The organism is Rosenbergiella epipactidis, from assembly GCF_018494055.1.
Taxonomy (GTDB): domain Bacteria; phylum Pseudomonadota; class Gammaproteobacteria; order Enterobacterales; family Enterobacteriaceae; genus Rosenbergiella; species Rosenbergiella epipactidis.
The window spans coordinates 75,984-94,124 of record NZ_JABBFQ010000008.1; the positions used below are offsets into that span (position 1 = coordinate 75,984).

The 18,141-nt window shown below is 48.6% G+C and carries 19 protein-coding genes, 1 other RNA gene and 1 other annotated feature; of the genes, 9 read left to right on the top strand and 11 right to left on the bottom strand.

Features of this window, described 5'->3' with window-relative positions:
- Positions 1-106: 106 nt before the first annotated feature.
- Positions 107-577, top strand: coding sequence for a YbaY family lipoprotein (locus tag HGT71_RS12460; protein WP_048911709.1), 471 nt, complete (start codon positions 107-109; stop codon positions 575-577).
- Between the two features lie 25 nt (positions 578-602).
- Here the strand turns inward: HGT71_RS12460 and HGT71_RS12465 are convergent, their stop codons facing one another.
- Positions 603-917 (bottom strand): MGMT family protein, encoded by a 315-nt coding sequence (locus HGT71_RS12465; RefSeq protein ID WP_214218082.1) that lies wholly within the window; start codon positions 915-917, stop codon positions 603-605.
- A gap of 128 nt (positions 918-1,045) precedes the next feature.
- Here HGT71_RS12465 and ffs point away from each other — a divergent pair.
- Positions 1,046-1,142, top strand: an RNA gene (ffs, locus tag HGT71_RS12470) — signal recognition particle sRNA small type.
- A 78-nt stretch (positions 1,143-1,220) separates the two neighbouring features.
- On the opposite strand, the gene HGT71_RS12475 is transcribed toward ffs, so the two are convergent.
- The 4 genes from HGT71_RS12475 to HGT71_RS12490 all read right to left on the bottom strand — a co-directional run bounded on the left by HGT71_RS12475 (position 1,221) and on the right by HGT71_RS12490 (position 6,468).
- The gene (locus HGT71_RS12475; protein WP_048911711.1) at positions 1,221-1,445 is read right to left on the bottom strand and encodes an HHA domain-containing protein; all 225 of its coding nucleotides are present in this window, start codon (positions 1,443-1,445) and stop codon (positions 1,221-1,223) included.
- Positions 1,446-1,479: 34 nt separating this feature from the next.
- Positions 1,480-1,815 (bottom strand): Hha toxicity modulator TomB, encoded by a 336-nt coding sequence (gene tomB / locus HGT71_RS12480; protein ID WP_214218083.1) that lies wholly within the window; start codon positions 1,813-1,815, stop codon positions 1,480-1,482.
- Positions 1,816-2,144: 329 nt separating this feature from the next.
- Positions 2,145-5,261: an efflux RND transporter permease subunit gene (locus HGT71_RS12485; RefSeq protein ID WP_214218084.1), complete on the bottom strand. Its 3,117-nt coding sequence runs from the start codon at positions 5,259-5,261 to the stop codon at positions 2,145-2,147.
- Between the two features lie 28 nt (positions 5,262-5,289).
- Entirely contained in the window at positions 5,290-6,468 is a 1,179-nt protein-coding gene (locus HGT71_RS12490; RefSeq protein ID WP_214218085.1) for an efflux RND transporter periplasmic adaptor subunit, read from the bottom strand.
- A gap of 165 nt (positions 6,469-6,633) precedes the next feature.
- On the opposite strand from HGT71_RS12490, the gene acrR reads away from it, so the two are divergent.
- A complete protein-coding gene (gene acrR / locus HGT71_RS12495; RefSeq protein ID WP_214218086.1) occupies positions 6,634-7,278 on the top strand; it encodes a multidrug efflux transporter transcriptional repressor AcrR in 645 nt (214 codons plus the stop codon).
- Here acrR and HGT71_RS12500 read toward each other — a convergent pair.
- Together HGT71_RS12500 and priC are read right to left on the bottom strand one after the other, a co-directional pair.
- Positions 7,275-7,436, bottom strand: coding sequence for a DUF2496 domain-containing protein (locus tag HGT71_RS12500; protein ID WP_214218087.1), 162 nt, complete (start codon positions 7,434-7,436; stop codon positions 7,275-7,277). The genes acrR and HGT71_RS12500 overlap by 4 nt on opposite strands.
- A gap of 61 nt (positions 7,437-7,497) precedes the next feature.
- Positions 7,498-7,989 (bottom strand): primosomal replication protein PriC, encoded by a 492-nt coding sequence (gene priC, locus HGT71_RS12505; protein WP_214218088.1) that lies wholly within the window; start codon positions 7,987-7,989, stop codon positions 7,498-7,500.
- 127 nt (positions 7,990-8,116) lie between these two features.
- Here priC and apt point away from each other — a divergent pair, with 127 nt between their 5' ends.
- From apt to recR, 4 genes are all read left to right on the top strand, one after another.
- Positions 8,117-8,671, top strand: coding sequence for an adenine phosphoribosyltransferase (gene apt / locus HGT71_RS12510; protein ID WP_214218089.1), 555 nt, complete (start codon positions 8,117-8,119; stop codon positions 8,669-8,671).
- A 152-nt stretch (positions 8,672-8,823) separates the two neighbouring features.
- The gene (gene dnaX / locus HGT71_RS12515) at positions 8,824-10,728 is read left to right on the top strand and encodes a DNA polymerase III subunit gamma/tau (RefSeq protein WP_214218090.1); all 1,905 of its coding nucleotides are present in this window, start codon (positions 8,824-8,826) and stop codon (positions 10,726-10,728) included.
- Positions 10,067-10,128 (top strand) — a sequence feature (DnaX frameshifting element). Its footprint overlaps the gene before it by 62 nt.
- Positions 10,729-10,781: 53 nt before the next feature.
- Complete coding sequence (locus HGT71_RS12520; protein ID WP_048911719.1) at positions 10,782-11,111, top strand: YbaB/EbfC family nucleoid-associated protein; 330 nt, start codon at positions 10,782-10,784, stop codon at positions 11,109-11,111.
- The gene (recR, locus tag HGT71_RS12525) at positions 11,111-11,716 is read left to right on the top strand and encodes a recombination mediator RecR (protein ID WP_048911720.1); all 606 of its coding nucleotides are present in this window, start codon (positions 11,111-11,113) and stop codon (positions 11,714-11,716) included. Before HGT71_RS12520 ends, recR begins: the two co-directional genes overlap by 1 nt.
- Before the next feature lie 502 nt (positions 11,717-12,218).
- On the opposite strand, the gene HGT71_RS12530 is transcribed toward recR, so the two are convergent.
- Positions 12,219-13,580, bottom strand: a complete 1,362-nt coding sequence (locus HGT71_RS12530) for a formimidoylglutamate deiminase (protein WP_214218091.1) — start codon at positions 13,578-13,580, stop codon at positions 12,219-12,221.
- Positions 13,581-13,678: 98 nt separating this feature from the next.
- On the opposite strand from HGT71_RS12530, the gene hutC reads away from it, so the two are divergent.
- Positions 13,679-14,440, top strand: a complete 762-nt coding sequence (gene hutC / locus HGT71_RS12535; protein WP_214218092.1) for a histidine utilization transcriptional repressor HutC — start codon at positions 13,679-13,681, stop codon at positions 14,438-14,440.
- A complete protein-coding gene (locus HGT71_RS12540) occupies positions 14,437-15,003 on the top strand; it encodes a HutD/Ves family protein (protein WP_214218093.1) in 567 nt (188 codons plus the stop codon). Before hutC ends, HGT71_RS12540 begins: the two co-directional genes overlap by 4 nt.
- Before the next feature lie 12 nt (positions 15,004-15,015).
- On the opposite strand, the gene HGT71_RS12545 is transcribed toward HGT71_RS12540, so the two are convergent.
- The 3 genes from HGT71_RS12545 to HGT71_RS12555 are packed head-to-tail and all read right to left on the bottom strand — an operon-like array spanning position 15,016 to position 18,139.
- Entirely contained in the window at positions 15,016-16,545 is a 1,530-nt protein-coding gene (locus HGT71_RS12545; RefSeq protein ID WP_214218094.1) for an HAL/PAL/TAL family ammonia-lyase, read from the bottom strand.
- 5 nt (positions 16,546-16,550) lie between these two features.
- Entirely contained in the window at positions 16,551-17,429 is an 879-nt protein-coding gene (locus tag HGT71_RS12550) for an ABC transporter substrate-binding protein (protein WP_214218095.1), read from the bottom strand.
- Between the two features lie 29 nt (positions 17,430-17,458).
- Positions 17,459-18,139 carry an ABC transporter permease gene (locus HGT71_RS12555; protein ID WP_214218096.1) on the bottom strand — a complete coding sequence of 227 codons (681 nt, stop codon included), beginning with the start codon at positions 18,137-18,139 and terminating at the stop codon, positions 17,459-17,461.
- Positions 18,140-18,141: the final 2 nt, after the last annotated feature.

An 18,141-nucleotide genomic window follows, 5' to 3' on the forward strand; every position in this document is an offset into this window, starting at 1 on the left:
GGCATATTTTCGATTATGTGCCACAATTATTTTGTTACGATAGCTACCCTATTGGCAAAATTAAAACAATATTGTGGTTAGATTGGTTCACAAGGAGAAGACATCAATGAAAACAAAACACGTATTGGGCGGATTACTTATCTCATTAGCAGTCACATCCTGCGCGAGCCATAGCGGTTCACCTGTGCCAATTGCTAACGATCCAACAACTAAAGCGGTCGCACCGTTCTCACTCAGCGGTTCAGTCTTTGTTCGTCAACGTATGGCAATCCCAGCCAATGCTGCACTGACCGTGACCCTATCGGATGCTTCAGGCGGTCCAGGACAGACGAAAGTGCTTGCTCAGCAAGTACAGACGCTATCGGGTAAACAATCACCCTTCAATTACGTATTGCCACTACAAGGTGTACAACTTGGCGCTCATAGCCAAGCCTTGTTAACCGCTGCAATCACGCTGAACGGTAAAGTGATTTTTGCCTCTGACCAATTGCAATCTATCACTAGCGTGGCGAGCCAGAAAAAAGACATCAACTTAGTGGCTGTTCCACAAGTTGCCCTTCCTGTCGCCGCACAATAGTGCTTTGCTAATTATCGTTGGTGGGCTACGGCCGCCAACGATATCTCTTCATATTAACGCTTCCCGCGTCACTGACCTCAATCCCTTCCTGACGTAAAATATCGCTTTGCAGGATACCCCTTTCTCCAGATAGAGAAATTTTCCCTTGCTGAGAAATAACCCGATGCCAAGGTAACTGAGAGTGTTGAGGGAGATGCTTAAGAATTCTGCCCACTTGTCGGGCGGCACGAGGATGACCTGCCAATAGGGCGACATCGCCATAGCTGCTAACGCTGCCGCGGGGAATGGCATCAATCACTAACCAAACACGTTGTTCGAACGACGGTTCTTGAGTAGACATAAAGACAATTGATTCCTTGAGTGAGTCGGAGTGCTTAATAAAACAACGGTTGGCGCTATCAAGCTTGCATTTCTAACGCCCATCTACCATAATCTCACTCGCTCTTAGGAGCAACTCAATGGGGACCTTGTTGGTTCTCCCGCAATGTTAACCTGTTAACCCGGTCAGGTCCGGAAGGAAGCAGCCGCAGCAGGTAACACATGTGCCGGGATGTCGCTGGCAAGGGCCCCACCCAATTCGTCGCCACCTTTATTTACTCGCACTTTAGGCATCCTTGCCTTCCTTCCTAAAGAAAACTTTTCCCTAGCGAACGTATTTCCAGACGGTTGCAGGAACCTTATCGTATAGCTTGTTCATGGTTAACTCAGCGAGACGATGGTCGGCAGCTGAATAGAAAACCACCAACTCATCATCTGATAACTCATATTTATTCTTCTCAATCACTCTTTCTAGCGTTTCAATAGAGCGGCAACGTCTAAGACGCATTAAATAGTCATTCTTAGTTAAGGGTAAGGTGTTGGTGTTCATTATTATTGGTTACTCATACTTATTTATTGTTTTATTAAAAATAGTGAAAAAGCGTATCGGATAATTGTTTCCAATCTTTGATTTCTTTCGGTGTGACTCCATAGTTTCCTAATAATTGAGAACTATGGTCTAAAAATTGGTCAAGCGCTTCAATTAGAGCCGTATCTTGTGAGTATTTGATCCTGTAATTGATTCCTATGTTAGCGATATGTTCAATAAAGTCGTTCAATAACAGAGATTCGGTAGCGGTAGGGTCATTCACAGCAAATTGACTCGTTTCGTTTAATAACAATTCACATTCGCTGTAGAGTTTTTCACAAAGATATTTTAGTTGCGCAATATCGAAATACTTTGGCGTATATTCATCCATCATTCACCTCTTCATCTTCAGATTGAAAAGTGATCGCTTAGTCGACACCAAATTGAGTCAGTCGTTTAGTTTTCAGTCACTGCAGGATAACGCTCGAACAGATCCTATCCTTGCTGGTGATAAGATTATTGATATTATAATAGTAATTAACCCAATAATAGATAGCTTTTAACTATCAACGATAACAGGTTTATTATAAACCACTTAGCCAAAATCAAAAAGCGTCGGTCGTAAATAGCGGTTAAAAATGTAAGCATATCATTACATTACGTGGACAATAAAAAAGGGCTGCCGGAGCAGCCCTATATCTTAAGGGAAGGGGGTAGGGATTACTGCTTCTTCTCTTTTTGTCCACCGAAGCGACGGCGAACGACAACAAAGAAGACAGGAACTAAGAAGATAGCTAAACAGGTAGCTGTCACCATCCCCCCGATAACCCCTGTCCCGACAGCATTCTGTGCACCGGAACCGGCACCAGAGCTAATCGCTAAGGGAAGTACACCCAACATGAAGGCCATTGAGGTCATCAAGATAGGACGCAAACGCATACGTACCGCATCCAGAGTCGCCTCCATTAGTCCTTTACCTTCCTTCATCAAGTCCACGGCGAATTCAACAATCAAGATGGCATTCTTCGCGGATATCCCGACGGTGGTTAACAGTCCAACGACAAAGTAGACGTCGTTACTCATTCCACGCATGGTTGTGAAGGCGAGCGCACCGATAACCCCTAGTGGTACCACTAACATTACTGCGAACGGTATCGACCAGCTTTCATACAGTGCGGCAAGACAGAGGAATACCACAATTAAGGAGATCGCATATAATGCGGGTGCCTGGTTTCCTGACATACGCTCTTGGTATGACATGCCGGTCCACTGGTAACCTATTCCTTGTGGTAGCTTGGAAGCCAATTGCTCCATCAGGTTCATGGCTTCACCGGAGCTTTTACCCGGAGCTGCTTGCCCCAAGATTTCCAATGAAGGCAATCCGTTATAACGCTCCAAACGAGGTGAACCATACTGCCATTTTGCACTGGTAAAGGCTGAGAAAGGTACCATTTCGCCGTCACTGTTACGGACGTACCACTTGTTGATATCGCTAGGTAACATGCGGGAATCCGCTTCACCCATCACGTAAACTTTCTTCACCCGTCCACGGTCAATAAAGTCGTTGACGTAGTTACCGCCCCAACTCGCACTGAGCGTCGTATTGATATCGGAAATTGATACACCCAGCGCACGGGCTTTTTCTTGGTCGATAATCAGCTTGTACTGCGGTGTATCTTCCAAACCGTTTGGACGCATACCCACTAATACATCAGGATGTTGCGCAGCCATACCCAGTAATTGGTTACGGGCTTGCATCAGCTTGTCATGACCTAAGTTGGCATTATCCACCAGCTCAAAGTCGAAACCTGTTGCGTTACCTAACTCGATAATGGCTGGTAAGTTAAACGGAATGACGATGGCATCTTTAATTTTACCTAAAGCGACCATTGCGCGGCTGGCGATGGCATCGACTTTATCGGCCGCTGCCGTCCGGTCTTCCCAAGGTTTTAAGCTTAAGAAGGCGATACCGGTATTCTGGCCACGTCCGGCAAAACCAAATCCGTTCACGGTAAAGACAGATTTAACTGTGTCTTTCTCATGTGTCAGGAAGTAATCCGTTACCTGATCAAGAACCTTCTCAGTACGCTGTTGTGTCGCGCCTGCGGGGAGCTGCGCCTGAACCACTAACAACCCTTGGTCTTCTTCCGGTAAGAAGGAAGTGGGGAGCTTCATAAACAACCACACCATGCCAGCGAAAATCACCACGTAGATGATCAGGTAGCGACCAGTACGGCGGATAATATGACTGACACTGTTGACATAGTGGTTGGTGCTCTTATCAAACATTCTATTAAACCAACCAAAGAAACCTTTTTCTTTATGGTCGTTGTTATCATGTTTTTTAAGCAAAGTCGCACAAAGGGCAGGGGTCAGAATCATCGCAACCAGTACCGATAGCACCATTGCAGACACAATAGTAATCGAGAACTGACGGTAGATAACCCCGGTAGAGCCACCAAAGAATGCCATTGGAATAAAGACCGCTGACAATACTAGGGCAATACCGACTAGCGCACCTTGGATTTGTTCCATCGAGCGCTTAGTCGCCTCTTTAGGATCCAAACCTTCCTCTTCCATCACCCGTTCGACGTTTTCGACGACCACGATGGCATCATCGACTAAGAGTCCTATCGCAAGGACCAGCCCGAACATGGTGAGGGTATTTATCGAATACCCAAAGGCGCTGATTATTCCAAATGTCCCTAAAAGGACGACCGGCACCGCGATGGTAGGAATAAGCGTGGCGCGGAAGCTTTGCAGGAACATATACATCACTAAGAAAACCAACACGATGGCTTCGAAGAGTGTTTTGACAACCTCAAAAATCGAAATTTTTACGAAGGGAGTCGTATCGTACGGGTAAACTAACTTCATACCATGCGGGAAAAAAGGCTCCATTTCTTTCAGGCGCGCTTTCACTGCGTTGGCGGTATCCAGTGCGTTTGCACCGGTAGCGAGTTTAATCCCTAATCCCGATGCGGGGTGACCATTAAAGCGTGCGATAACTTCATAGTTCTCACCACCTAGCTTAATGGTTGCCACATCACGCAGACGAACGGTTGATCCATCGGTATTCGTTTTTAATAAAATTTTACCGAACTCTTCAGGGCTCGTTAGTCGAGTCTGCGCGATAATCGAGGAGTTCAGTTGTTGATCAGCAACAGCCGGTGCGCCCCCTAACTGACCCGCAGAGACTTGGGAGTTTTGAGCCTTGATCGCGGTGATGATATCACCTGGAGTAAGGTTATAATTGACCAGCTTTGCAGGGTCCATCCAAATCCGCATCGCGTATTGCGCACCGAAGAGTTGGGTGTCACCGACACCTGTCGTCCGGCTGATCGGGTCTTTAACGTTAGAGGAGATATAATCGGCAAGGTCGTTCATATCCATACTGCCGTCTTCGCTGACAAACCCTGCAACCATCAAGAAGCTACTGGAGGATTTTTGAACGTTAATCCCCTGTTGTTGCACCTCTTGTGGCAGCAATGGCATTGCCAACTGCAGTTTGTTCTGAACCTGAACCTGCGCAATATCCGCATCGGTGCCTGACGCGAAGGTCAGGGTTAACTGCAAGTTACCAGAAGAGTCACTGTTAGAGGACATATAAAGCAGTCCATCTAAGCCATTCATATTCTGTTCAATAACCTGAGTCACAGAGTCTTGCAATGTTTTTGCATCCGCCCCTGGATAGGCTGCACGGATTTGCACCGCTGGGGGGGCAACTTCGGGATACTGCTCGATCGGAAGTTTCATGATCGAGAGCGCCCCGACCATCATAATAACGATGGCGAGTACCCAGGCAAATATGGGGCGATCTATAAAGAACTTAGCCATATGTCAGTGGCTCCTGTTAACGCATAAATTATTCAGACTGCGTCGATGCAGCATCATCTTTCTGGTCGGCGCTGACTTCTTTCGGCGACACTTTCGCACCTTGTGCGGCACGTTGTACCCCTACAGAAATCACACGGTCGCCCGCTTTAAGGCCAGACGTCACCAGCCACTTATCACCAATTGCTTCTTGAGCGGTGACTTGGCGAACATCAACTTTATCCTCGTCATTGACGACCATAGCAGTTGCTTGACCTGTCGGCGTACGAGCAATGGCTTGTTGTGGCACCAGTAGCGCGTTTTGGTTAACGCCTTCTTCTACCCGCGCACGCACAAACATGCCTGGCAGTAAGCTATGGTCAGGATTCGGCACGATGGCGCGCAAAGTGATCGATCCCGTCGTTTGATCGACTGTTACGTCAGAAAACTCCAGCGTTCCTTTTTGTTTCAAGGTGGTGCCATCGTTTAAGACGATAGTGACAGGCGCTTTACCTTTACCTTGAGTCAGTTCACCGGACGATAACTGATTACGTAAACGCATAAAGTCGTCACTGGATTGCGTCAGGTCGACATAGAGCGGATCAAGTTGCTGTACGGTGGCCAGGGCGGTGGTTTGACCATTCTGAACCAAAGCACCTTCGGTGACGGCTGTCTTACCAATACGGCCTGAAATCGGTGACGAGACCTTGGTATATGCGAGGTTAATGCGGGCATTTTCCACCGCCGCTTGGGCTGAGCGAACTGCTGCATTATTCTGCGCTAAGGTCGCCGCCGCCGTATCGTAGTCTTGTTGGCTAATATATTTTGTGCCTAACAGAGGTTTATAACGGTTCAGAGTCACTTGTGCGATACGCGCATTAGCTTGGGCTTTAGCAAGATCCCCGACAGCGCTGTTGTAAGTGGCTTGATAAGGTGCGGGATCAATTTGGTAGAGGGATTCACCCGCTTTGATATCGGTTCCCTCTACAAAATTGCGCTTCAAAATGATGCCTGAAACTTGAGGACGGACTTCGGCTACACGATAAGCAGAGGTTCTTCCCGGTAGTTCAGTCGTCATGTTTACAGGAGCGGCTTTCAATGTGACAACACCGACTTCAGGCGCAGATTTTTGTGCAGACTGCTGTGATTTGTCATCACAACCACTTAGCACTACTGCCCCTGATAACATCAGAATTGCTGCCAGAGGTGTCAATCCTCTGTTCATTTTCATAATAAAACCTCTACTCGTCCGGTATTAGGACCCGACAATAAATGGTGTCGAGAAATGTGTGTAAAGATAAAGCGTGTTATAGTACATATATACATGAATGTATGTAAGCATTAGTGCAACAATTATTCTAACAATAACGCAGAATTTAAAGCTAAATTATTCACTATGGCACGAAAAACCAAAGCTCAAGCGCAAGAAACCAAATCATTACTGATTGAAGCGGCGATCGATTGCTTTGCAAGTCGAGGCGTTTCTGCAACATCGTTGTCGGAAATCGCCGAACATGCGGGCATGACGCGTGGTGCTATTTATTGGCATTTCAAAAACAAGACAGAACTCTTTAAAGAAATCTGGGTGAACAGCGATCAAGAAATCGACCTTTTATATCTCGAGTTCGCCTCTCTCTATCCTAACGATCCGCTGGGTCAATTAAAGCACTTTTTAATCTCCTTTTTGCAATCTTTAGTCGTGGATGAGCGTCGACGCAAAATTATGGAAATTATTTATCACAAGTGTGAGTTCGTTGGGGAGATGCAATCTATGAACCAACTCGACCAAAAGTTAATTTTAGAAGATTACCCAAAGATTACCGAGAAACTGTCGCTTTGTATTCAAGCCAAGCAGTTGCCGCCGACATTGGATACGCAGCGTTCAGCCGTAGTGTGTAGAGCCTACATTACCGGGGTGATTGAAAACTGGCTATTTTCTCCCACCAGCTTCGATATGCAGGCGCTAGCCCCCACCTTAGTGCAGACGATGATCGATCTGTTGCAATATAGCCCGTCTTTACGCAGCGAGTCTCATTGTTAATCGTCAGCGGGTTTTTCTTGGGCTAATTTTAGCTGAAAGTCTCTCTCGACGATTTTCAGCGCGTTCAACACAAGTTGTGTTGGAAGATTATGATTTTCCAATAGCATAATCAGATCGATGGCGAGTTGAGTTTCCAGCGGAGCGGACTGTAACGACATAAGCAAATTGCCTGCAATAAAGAAAGGGAGAAGTGCATAGCTGCCGATATCGTCCGGCTTACTACGTCACACTTTTCTTCCAAGAATAGTCTTTTTGCGCCATTTGACAACGCTCAAGACGTTGTTGAGTGATCGCTAATCGTGAGAGTAACTGTTGTTGTTGTTGAAAACCGGTCGCTGTCGCCACTTGATGCTCAAGATCGGCGACCATTTGTAATAATCTACGCTCATAGCCCGCAAGCTCATCTTGAGGCGTGACGGCCTGTTTTTTTTTGGTTGGCAAGGTGTGAATCACTTTCTGAATCGCCTGACATTGCTCAAGTAAATGTTCCAATTGCCATGGGGTAGAAGGCATATTCACGGAGTTAAGCTCAAGTGTGTTAAGCGTATCGTTACATTCACCGAGATAATCGCCAAGCGTCGAATGATGATTTTTAAAGAGTTTTCGTTCAAAGCCGAGTGTTTTTAAGCGAGGGTTGCCTAGCTCCTTAACCTGGCGGGTAAGATGTTCTAACAGTTTACGCAACTGGTTAATGACGACTTTCTGGTTCATAGAGTTGCATTTATCCTTTACTTTGCTTAAATTTGACGGTTTTGATGCGTAGGCGGCAATCTTTACATCGCATTTATCCTGTTATTACAGGGCGCCTCACACTTCACTTGTCACCAGGCACACTATCATGACCACTACAGACCACGCTCAACTCGCACTGATCAAAGACAGTATTTGCAGTGTACCCGACTACCCAAAGCCAGGCATACTCTTTCGCGATGTCACCAGCTTATTGGAGAATCCACAGGCTTATGCCGCCACGATTTCATTGATTGCTGAACGTTACCGCGCTGCAGGGATCACTAAAGTCATTGGCACTGAAGCGCGAGGATTCCTCTTTGGCGCACCGGTCGCTCTAGCGTTAGGCGTAGGGTTTGTTCCTGTTCGTAAACCGGGTAAGCTGCCCCGTGCAGTGTGGCAGGAAAGTTATATCCTCGAGTACGGCACAGACGCCTTGGAAATTCACCAAGATGCGCTGACCGAAAATGACAAAGTCTTAGTCGTCGACGATTTACTGGCCACTGGCGGAACGATTGAAGCAACGGTGAAACTGATTCGTCGCGCTGGGGCTCAAGTGGAAGATGCTGCGTTTGTGATCAATCTTTTTGATCTTGAAGGTGAACACAGATTGAATCAGCTCGGCCTTAACTGCTTTAGTGTTGTTGACTTCCCTGGTCACTAATTTCCCCTACGCGCGGACCCTAAAATAGATGGGCAAGGCGCGATCAGACTGCTAAACTGAGTGCATTACGCAACGGTAAGCATCGTCATGTGACGGCCGCGCCAAGTCGCGCGGTTGTCGATATTTAACTCCTATCAAGTGATACGATCTCCATGAGTTATCAGGTTCTCGCTCGAAAATGGCGACCACAAATTTTTTCTGATGTTGTGGGTCAGGAACATGTATTAACCGCGTTAGCTAACGGTCTAAACCTTGGCAGACTGCATCACGCTTACCTTTTTTCGGGTACTCGCGGTGTGGGGAAAACCAGTATTGCTCGCCTCTTTGCCAAAGGGCTAAATTGCGAAACGGGTATCACGGCCACGCCTTGTGGAAAATGCGATAACTGTGTTGAGATCGAGCAGGGGCGTTTTATCGATTTAATTGAAATCGATGCCGCGTCCCGTACACGTGTAGAAGACACTCGTGAGCTATTAGATAACGTGCAATATGCGCCAGTGCGTGGTCGCTTCAAAGTCTATCTTATTGACGAAGTGCATATGCTGTCCCGGCACAGTTTTAATGCGTTGCTGAAAACGCTTGAAGAGCCGCCTGAGCATGTAAAATTTTTACTCGCCACCACCGATCCGCAAAAACTGCCTGTGACTATTCTGTCGCGTTGTCTGCAGTTCCACTTGAAAGCGTTAGACACCGACCAGATCCAGCAGCAACTGTCGCATATCCTGAACAGTGACCAGATTTCTTTTGAGCCCCGTGCGCTGCAATATCTCGCCCGCTCGGCACAAGGTAGCCTGCGTGACGCCCTCAGCTTACTTGATCAAGCCATTGCCGCCGGCGATGGACAGGTTACTGATCACGATGTAATGCAGATGCTCGGTACGCTTGATGATGAACAACCACTCAGATTAGTGGATGCGATTATTAAAGGGAATGGAGAATCTGCTCTCTCGCTGGTGGCTGAAGCCGCGAGTCGCGCGACAGAATGGGATGCCTTACTGGCAGAAATGCTAAGAATTTTCCATACTATTGCGATGTTACAACTCCTTCCCGATTCGTTAAACGACGCTTATCGGCAGCATGAGACCCAACTACGTGAACTGGCGCGTCGGGTCCCACCGGAAGATCTTCAGCTCTATTACCAAATAGTCTTAACCGGTCGTAAAGAGTTACCCTTGGCGCCCGACGCGCGGATGGGAATAGAGATGACGCTACTGCGGGCCTTAGCCTTCCACCCATTGAAGGTTGACGCACCAAAGGCCGTTTCCGCCCCACAACCGCAAGCAGTCGACCCAGAAAAACCGGCCGTGCCTACGCGCACTGAGTCGCCCGCGCCAAAGCCGGCGGTGGGCAATGATGCAACGAGCCAACTATTACAGGCCAGAACGGCATTGATGCGGCAAGGAGCCTCCCAAGCAAAAAAGAGTGAGCCGGTTGCGTCGAGTCCGCGACCGGCACACTCAGCGCTCGAGCGATTAGCGACGCTTACTGAGCGTAAAGTACCTGCAGCAGGACAGTCCGCCAGCGAAAAGGCGGTTAAGAAAAAAGAGAGCTACCGGTGGACCTCGCAACGTATTGAGGAGACGACGGTACTCCCTGTCGCAACGCCTAAGGCCCTGCGGACAGCATTAGAGCACGAGAAAAATCCGGAACTGATGCAGCAATTGATTACTGAAACTTGCCAACGGGATCCGTGGGCCGCGCAAATTGCGAGCATGTCACTGCCCAAACTGGTGCAGCAATTAGCCCTCAATAGCTGGAAACAGCAGGTTGAGCAACAGGTTGTGATCAAGTTACGCAGTCATCAGAAACATTTAAATTCGAGCTCGGCGCAGCAAGTATTAACCAACGCCTTCCATCAGTTACTGGGAGAAACGGTTGAACTCAGCATTGAGTCCGATGATAATCCTGAACACCTAACGCCACTCGAATGGCGTCAGGTCATTTATGAAGAGCGTTTATCACAGGCAAAAGAAGCTGTTTTAAATGATTCGCATATTCAGACTCTGCGTAAGATGTTTGATGCAGAGGTGGATGAAGAAAGTATACGTCCCGTTTAACACCGCTACAGGTCATCATTGGATGGCTGTGGCCTTAGCAGAGAGAGAGCGATATGTTTGGTAAAGGTGGTCTGGGTAATTTGATGAAGCAAGCCCAGCAAATGCAAGACAAAATGTCACAAGTTCAGGAAGAGATCGCTGCGTTAGAAGTAACGGGTGAATCCGGGGCCGGCTTAGTAAAAGTGACCATTAATGGTGCACACAATTGTCGTCGCGTCGAAATCGATCCTAGCCTATTAGAAGACGATAAAGATATGCTGGAAGATTTAGTGGCCGCAGCATTTAATGATGCGGCACGTCGTATCGAGGAGACCCAAAAAGAGAAGATGGCTTCCGTCTCTAGCGGTATGCAATTGCCTCCTGGCTTTAAGATGCCATTCTAATGCAATCCAGCCCATTACTGGAAACATTGATGGAGTCCCTACGCTGCTTACCGGGCGTAGGGCCTAAATCTGCACAGCGAATGGCGTTTCATCTCCTACAGCGTGATCGCAGTGGGGGCATGCGTCTGGCTCAAGCATTAACCAATGCGATGTCGGAAATCGGTCACTGCCAGCAGTGCAGAACCTTCACCGAAAAAGAGGTCTGCGCGATCTGTACCAACAGTCGCCGCCAAGAAAACGGAATAATTTGTATTGTCGAGAGTCCTGCCGATATTCAAGCGGTCGAACAAACGGGGCAATTTGCCGGGCGTTATTTTGTTCTGATGGGGCATCTTTCTCCGTTAGACGGCATTGGCCCTGACGACATTGGCTTAGATATTCTCGAGCAACGACTACAAACCGAAACGTTAACTGAAGTGATCCTCGCGACCAATCCCACTGTTGAAGGTGAGGCAACGGCAAACTTTATTGCCTCCCTCTGTCGCCAATATGGGGTAGAAGCGACGCGTATCGCCCATGGCGTCCCTGTTGGGGGAGAATTGGAGTTAGTCGATGGCACGACGTTATCTCACTCACTTGCTGGCCGCCAAAAGTTTAAATATTAATTAGTTCAGCAGCCAATAACGCCCCGATTACTACGTATCAGTAGATTCGTCCTTTCAGTTGTATTTGTATACTATTGGGGGCCCCACAAGCTACCGCCGGAATTTTAGCGCTTTGGGGACTTATCCCATGATTCTAAAGAGCATATGTATCTAAAAGCGTCTAATGAAGGTGGGAATCAAACTCACTGTATTCAAGGACTCGACGATCACTTGCCCTGGGGATTACTGGCCAAGATAGAGACGAACCGCTGGCGATAATCGTCAAGTGTCGGGCACCTCAATCTACGTCGGCATCAAGAGATAGAGATTATTTCTAAACTCTTTGAACAACATGGCGAAGCGATTGGCCGTTATCTGATCTAACCTCCCGCAACGATGCGAAGTCGTTATCGAGATCCGTGAGTCGTTTTGCTGAAGAATTTTTACGCTATCGACCCATAAAAACCCTCCAAATAATGACTGACCAGCTATACATCGATTTGTAGGATATTCTAGGCAATGCCTAATCAGTCAACTCACGTAACACGGTAATAAATTTTTGGGTGAGGGATTGGTCGTCTCGATGACGACCGTCTCGTATTACCCAGCGGCCTCCGGTCATTACGTGCTGAATAGGGTTCGCCGCACAGGCAAAAAGCCAGCGGTTTAGACGCATACTGTCGTCTGCTGTCGCAATAAAAGGATCGTCGCTATTTAATACCAGTAAATCGGCACGATACCCAACCTCGATGCGGCCGACTCGCTGGCCCAGAGCCTGAGCACCACCTTGAAGCGCGCCCTGATAAAGAACGTCCCCCACAAAAGGATTTTCTGCGCTGGTTATACGGTTGCGTCGCTGTAGATGTAGCCGCTGTCCATATTCAAACCAGCGTAAATCCTCGCTGACACTGACACTAATATGGCTGTCTGAGCCAATCCCCCATATCCCGCCCCGAGCCACGTATCTTTGGCCAGGGAAGATACCGTCCCCGAGGTTAGCCTCGGTGGTTAGACAAAGCCCCGCGACGGCTTGGGAGTGGGCGATAATATCGGTTTCGTGGTCGGTGAGGTGAGTGGCATGCACTAAACACCAATTACGATCGACCTGTACGTTATTATACAGCCACTCTACTGGCCGCTGGCCGCTCCAGTTCAAACAGTCATCAACCTCCTTCTTCTGCTCCGCGATATGGATATGCACGGGCTGTGGATGGGAAGATGCCGAGAGAACTTCTGTGATTTGCTCTGGCGTTACAGCACGTAGCGAATGGAAGCATAGCCCTGTACGCTGCATCGGGACCTTGGAGAGGTGTTGGCTTAACCTATCGTGGAGTGATAAGTAACCTTCGGTATCGTGTATAAATCGTCGCTGCCCCGCAGAGGGGGACTGGCCGCCGAATCCGGCATGGCTATAGAGGACGGGGAGAAGCGTCAGGCCTATCCCAGCCTGGTGGGCAGCATTTGAGATACACAGCGCCATTTCTTCGTGGTGTGGGTAACGATTACCTTGGGGATCATGATGAAGATAGTGGAACTCTGCCACAGAGGTGTAACCCGCCTTAAGCATCTCGATATATAAGTAATGCGCGATGGTTTCCAGCTGCTGAGGCGTGATTTTTGCTACCAGACGATACATCAAATCACGCCAACTCCAAAAACTGTCAGCTGGATTTAATGCGACTTCAGTGAGACCCGCCATAGCTCTCTGAAAAGAGTGAGAGTGAAGGTTAGGCATGCCGGGTACTACAATAGCTCCGAGTCGGCTTCCTTGCGGCACGGAGTCTGGGGTGACCGAAGTAATATCGCCATCGCTCGAGATTTCGATTCTAACATTTGTTGCCCATCCCTGCGGGAGTAATACTTTTTCTGCAAACCAGACAGCCATCTCAACCACCCTCACTTATTTGTATATACATGATTATATATATACATCCAAAAACCCTTAGAGTAAACTTCGGTCGTCATTACATTGAGGATTGATGAATGGGAAAATCATACCAAGATAAAGCGCTGCAACTGGATGAACAATCGGCAATCCCCGCTCCGTTTTATGAGCGGGTTAAGGTTATGATTAAGACCAAGATCCATAGCGGTAAGTGGCCGGTTAACTTTCGAGTACCTTCTGAGAGTGAGCTAGTAAGTCTATTTGGCTACAGCCGGATGACTATCAATCGAGCATTACGCGAACTTACCTCCGAAGGCCTCTTAGTCCGGATACAAGGCGTTGGAACCTTTGTCGCCGAAATTCGTGGCCAGTCGGCGCTTCTGGATATTAATAATATTGCGGATGAGATTGCGAGTCGGGGTCATCGCCATCACTCCAGAGTCCTCCATCTGGCTGAAATTATCGCCGACACCCAGCAGGCACTAAATTTCGAAATACAGAAGGGTAGCCGCCTATATCACTCTTTGATCTGTCACTATGAAAACGGCGTTCCAGTGATGCTCGAGGATCGGCTCGTTAACAGTCAGGTTGTGCCTGACTATTTACAGCAGGACTTCACCCGTATCACCCCTAACGCTTATCTTTCGTCGATTGCCCCAATTGTTGAGGGTGAGCATGTCATCGAGGCGATAAATGTCAGCCGAGCAGAGAGCACTTATCTTGAGATAGACGAAATAACGCCTTGCCTGCTGGTTAATCGTCGCACTTGGACCGGGCATCGAGAGAAAAAAATTGTCACAAGCGTCAGACTTGTGTATCCAGGCCCGCGTTATCGGCTACAAGGAAGCATGCGAAAATGACCCGCCTACTATGTTTTCGTGACGCGACGGTTATGCCCTGGAAGAATGGTCAGGGCGAAACCAGAGAAATCTGGAAGCAAGGTGACTCGATAGAAGATTATGATTGGCGAATTTCTGTGGCAACAATCCATCAATCTGGCCGATTCTCCCGCTTTGATCACTATCTGCGGAATATAAGTGTTTTGGAGGGGGGAGGGATGCATCTTGATATTGATGATCAACCCGGCGCGCTCATCCTTCCCTTCCAAGCGGTAGAGTTTGACGGCTCATCGCACGTCTATTGCCGGGTGAACGAAGGGCCACTACTGGATTTTAATGTCATTTATCGTGCCGGTTGTTTCAAGGTAACAGTTGACTGGAATGATGGGGCCGATTGGCACTACGAAGGTGGGACTCGGTTATTATTGAATGCCAGTGCTAAGGCAACCGTACGTAGCGGCAAAGAACAGTTCTTACTAGACCGCTACGACTGCCTACTGACTGACGATAAAGATATATTATCGCTTAGCGACTCCCCTGACGCATCCTTCGCCAGGGTGACACTGTTAGCAATCGGTAGTTAGCAGCAGGCGTTTCTATTGGCTACTTAGGGTGGTGAGTAGCCTGCTCAGCGTGCCCTGACGAATAAGAAAACGTACAGCCTGCATATCTGGATAGAGTGCTGAATCCTGAGCACGGAACGGTACCTGCTCCCTGATCAATGCCAGGGTTGCCTCGCTACCCATCGAGGCCTTGAGTGGGCGGTGGAATTCCAACGCCTGACAACCACAAAGCAATTCGATACCAATAATATCCTCTGCATTCTCAACCGCTTTTAATGCCTTTCTTGCCGCCGAGACCCCCATACTAATATGATCCTCCTGACCGGCACAGGTAGAAACGGTATGGATGCTGGCGGGGACAGCGAGACTACGATTATCGCCGGCCAATGCCGCGGCAACGTAAGGCGGGATCATCATTCCCGAGATGCCGCTGCCTGGTGGGGCAAGAAAAGCGGGTAATCCACTAAGGTGAGTATTAGTTATCCTGTCCGAGCGAGCCTGTGAAGCCGTACTGACTTGGGCGATAGCGATAGCCAGCGCATCAAGAGCTAAAGCAACGGGAGCACCGTGCCCGTTACCGCCAGGTAAGGTAACGAGTTGCTCATCTTCGATCACGAATACGGGGTTATCAGTAACACTATTCAGTTCCCGAGTCAGTATCCGTGCGCAGTTTTCAAGCTGCTCGCGTACCGCGCCGTGGATCTGCGGTATACAGCGCAAGCTTAGTGCATCTTGTACCCGATGATTCTTCCACTTTTCGAGAATTTCACTGTTACGCAATAAGGCACGCATTATTCTCGCGGTTTCTACCTGCCCCGGATGCGGACGCAATCGATGAAGTCTCTCATCGTAGCCTCGAGTGTTGCCCCCTAGTGCTTCCAGACAAATCCCGCCTGCCATATCCGCCACCGGTAATAATCGCCTAAAATCGGCGATCGCTAGACAACCGAGTGCGGTAATTTCATAGGTACCGCCAATCAGAGCGTGCCCTTCACGAGGACCAGGTTGACTTACCGACATTCCGGACTGTTGTAAGGCTTGCGTGGAAGAAAGTAATTGCCCTTGGTACCAGCATTTACCTTCACCAAATACCGACAAACCGATGTGTGCCGTCGCAATGAGATAACCGACTGAACCCGCAGAAGGCGACCAGGGAATAACGTGACGATTAAGCATTTCCGCTAGCCGGATTGCCAGAGACGAACTAACCCCGCTGTATCCTTGCAGTAACGATTTTAGCGTGACCGCCATCATGGCTCGCGTCTCGCGTATCGAGAGATCGGCTCCAGTGCCACAGGCATGGCTACGTAGCATATTCATTTGCGAGTCGCCGATTTGCTCGGCTGTAAGCCGGGTACTGACCAGAGAACCGACACCAGTCGTTAGGCCATAGATCACTTCACCTTGGTCGATCGCGCGACGGACATAGCCGTGTACCTTATCCATATTTTGTAAGGCCTCGGCATCCAGAGCAACGTGCGCACCGTCGGCGATCTGGATGATGTCATCAATCGACGACTCAGCGCTCCCTAATGTGACAGCTGTTGTAGAAGTTATCCTCATAGCCGTTAGCCTTTAGTCATACCATGTTTTACCAACCACTGGTGGGCGACGTCATCAATACTGGTGAACTCAGCGAGTTGTTGGTTCATATCAATTAGATCGTCGGTGGTGAGTTTGGCTGAAACTTCATTTAGCGTGGCTTGCGCAGGACCGTCGATCGCTGAGATGGCCACAATCGTGACTATGTTTTGGGCAGCAAATAGATGCTTAGGATCATCAAGTACCACTAAATGATTCTTTTTGATATCAGGCGACGTCGAGAGGATATCGGCTGCTTGAATCTGATTATTTTTCAGTGCGTTCAGAGTCAGAGGGCCGCCGACATCGAGCACTTTAAAATTTTTGAATTTAAGCTGATAAACGTCCTGTAGGCCAGGTAGCCCTTCGTGACGGGTCTTCCACTCAGCCGGCCCCCCTAGCACGAGTTGTTCGGCAATAGGTGTTAAATCGCTGATAGATTTTAGATGATATTTTTCAGCCGTTTTCTGGGTAACCGCCAGCACGTCACGGTCTTCTGCGGGTGAAATCTTCAGCATTTTCAAACCAGCGGGGAGTTTTGCGCTGAGCGCTGTCGCCACGTCGTCGCGACTGTGAGCGGTATTTTTGGTATCAAGATATCCCAATAACGCGCCGCTATATTCTGGAATAACGTTAATAGAGCCGTCGCGTAGTGCTGGAATATAGACTTCGCGGCTGCCAATATTTAATTTAGTCTCCACCGGGATATTGTGGGCTTTTAGTGCGCCGGCATAGATAGTGCCCAATAATTGGCTTTCCGGGAAATCGGCCGAGCCGATAATCACTTTAGATGCCGCCCAAGTACCGCTGGTCGCCGATAACAGTAGCGTAGAGAGGAGCGTCAGGGCACTGTGTTTTATCTTCATATTGATATCCTTTAGCGCACTCAGCGCGGTTAGTGAGTTTTCAGGCGGCGGGTGATTCCGGGAGAGACTACATATTTTTCCCCCAGAGCAAATAATGCATCGATGAATAAAGCGAGTAGAGCAATTAATAGTGCGCCAGCGACCATCTGGTTAAAATCGTTAGCGGCGCGGCCGTCGATGATGAGCCTTCCTAGCCCTCCTAACGAGACATAAGCCGCAATTGTGGCAGTAGAGATGATTTGTAGGGTAGCGCTGCGAATACCGGAAAGTATCAGTGGAAGCGCACAGGGTAGCTCCACTTGTAGCAGTATTTGACGAGAGGTCAAGCCGATGCCTATGGCTGCATCCCTGACACTTGGATCGACTGCTCGGATCCCCGCATGAACCCCGAGAGCTACCGCGGGCAGCGCGAGTACGACCAATACCAGAACACAGGGCACTACGAAGGCCATGTCAGATTCAAATGCACCAGACAGCACGATAACCAGTAAAATAATAAGCCCGAAAGAGGGGAGCGAACGCAGGGCATTGGTCGAACCGATGAGTAAAGCCTCACCCTTCCCAGTATGACCCGTATAGCATCCCACTGGGAAAGCGATCATCACCGCGATGAGCAATGAGATCACGCTATAGCCGATATGCTGGGCCAGTAGTGGTAAAATACCGTCGTCGCCGATCCAGTGAGCAGAATCTAAAAACCAATCGATCATAA

Excerpts from the sequence above, each read along its gene's own strand:
- acrR (WP_214218086.1), top strand. The coding sequence starts at position 6,634 with ATGGCACGAAAAACCAAAGCTCAAGCGCAAGAAACCAAATCATTACTG.
- apt (WP_214218089.1), top strand. The coding sequence starts at position 8,117 with ATGACCACTACAGACCACGCTCAACTCGCACTGATCAAAGACAGTATT.
- HGT71_RS12500 (WP_214218087.1), bottom strand. The coding sequence starts at position 7,436 with ATGTCGTTACAGTCCGCTCCGCTGGAAACTCAACTCGCCATCGATCTG.
- recR (WP_048911720.1), top strand. The coding sequence starts at position 11,111 with ATGCAATCCAGCCCATTACTGGAAACATTGATGGAGTCCCTACGCTGC.
- HGT71_RS12550 (WP_214218095.1), bottom strand. The coding sequence starts at position 17,429 with ATGAAGATAAAACACAGTGCCCTGACGCTCCTCTCTACGCTACTGTTA.
- HGT71_RS12545 (WP_214218094.1), bottom strand. The coding sequence starts at position 16,545 with ATGAGGATAACTTCTACAACAGCTGTCACATTAGGGAGCGCTGAGTCG.
- HGT71_RS12465 (WP_214218082.1), bottom strand. The coding sequence starts at position 917 with ATGTCTACTCAAGAACCGTCGTTCGAACAACGTGTTTGGTTAGTGATT.
- HGT71_RS12555 (WP_214218096.1), bottom strand. The coding sequence starts at position 18,139 with ATGATCGATTGGTTTTTAGATTCTGCTCACTGGATCGGCGACGACGGT.
- HGT71_RS12485 (WP_214218084.1), bottom strand. The coding sequence starts at position 5,261 with ATGGCTAAGTTCTTTATAGATCGCCCCATATTTGCCTGGGTACTCGCC.
- hutC (WP_214218092.1), top strand. The coding sequence starts at position 13,679 with ATGGGAAAATCATACCAAGATAAAGCGCTGCAACTGGATGAACAATCG.
- tomB (WP_214218083.1), bottom strand. The coding sequence starts at position 1,815 with ATGGATGAATATACGCCAAAGTATTTCGATATTGCGCAACTAAAATAT.
- HGT71_RS12520 (WP_048911719.1), top strand. The coding sequence starts at position 10,782 with ATGTTTGGTAAAGGTGGTCTGGGTAATTTGATGAAGCAAGCCCAGCAA.
- priC (WP_214218088.1), bottom strand. The coding sequence starts at position 7,989 with ATGAACCAGAAAGTCGTCATTAACCAGTTGCGTAAACTGTTAGAACAT.
- HGT71_RS12460 (WP_048911709.1), top strand. The coding sequence starts at position 107 with ATGAAAACAAAACACGTATTGGGCGGATTACTTATCTCATTAGCAGTC.
- HGT71_RS12530 (WP_214218091.1), bottom strand. The coding sequence starts at position 13,580 with ATGGCTGTCTGGTTTGCAGAAAAAGTATTACTCCCGCAGGGATGGGCA.
- HGT71_RS12490 (WP_214218085.1), bottom strand. The coding sequence starts at position 6,468 with ATGAAAATGAACAGAGGATTGACACCTCTGGCAGCAATTCTGATGTTA.
- HGT71_RS12540 (WP_214218093.1), top strand. The coding sequence starts at position 14,437 with ATGACCCGCCTACTATGTTTTCGTGACGCGACGGTTATGCCCTGGAAG.
- HGT71_RS12475 (WP_048911711.1), bottom strand. The coding sequence starts at position 1,445 with ATGAACACCAACACCTTACCCTTAACTAAGAATGACTATTTAATGCGT.
- dnaX (WP_214218090.1), top strand. The coding sequence starts at position 8,824 with ATGAGTTATCAGGTTCTCGCTCGAAAATGGCGACCACAAATTTTTTCT.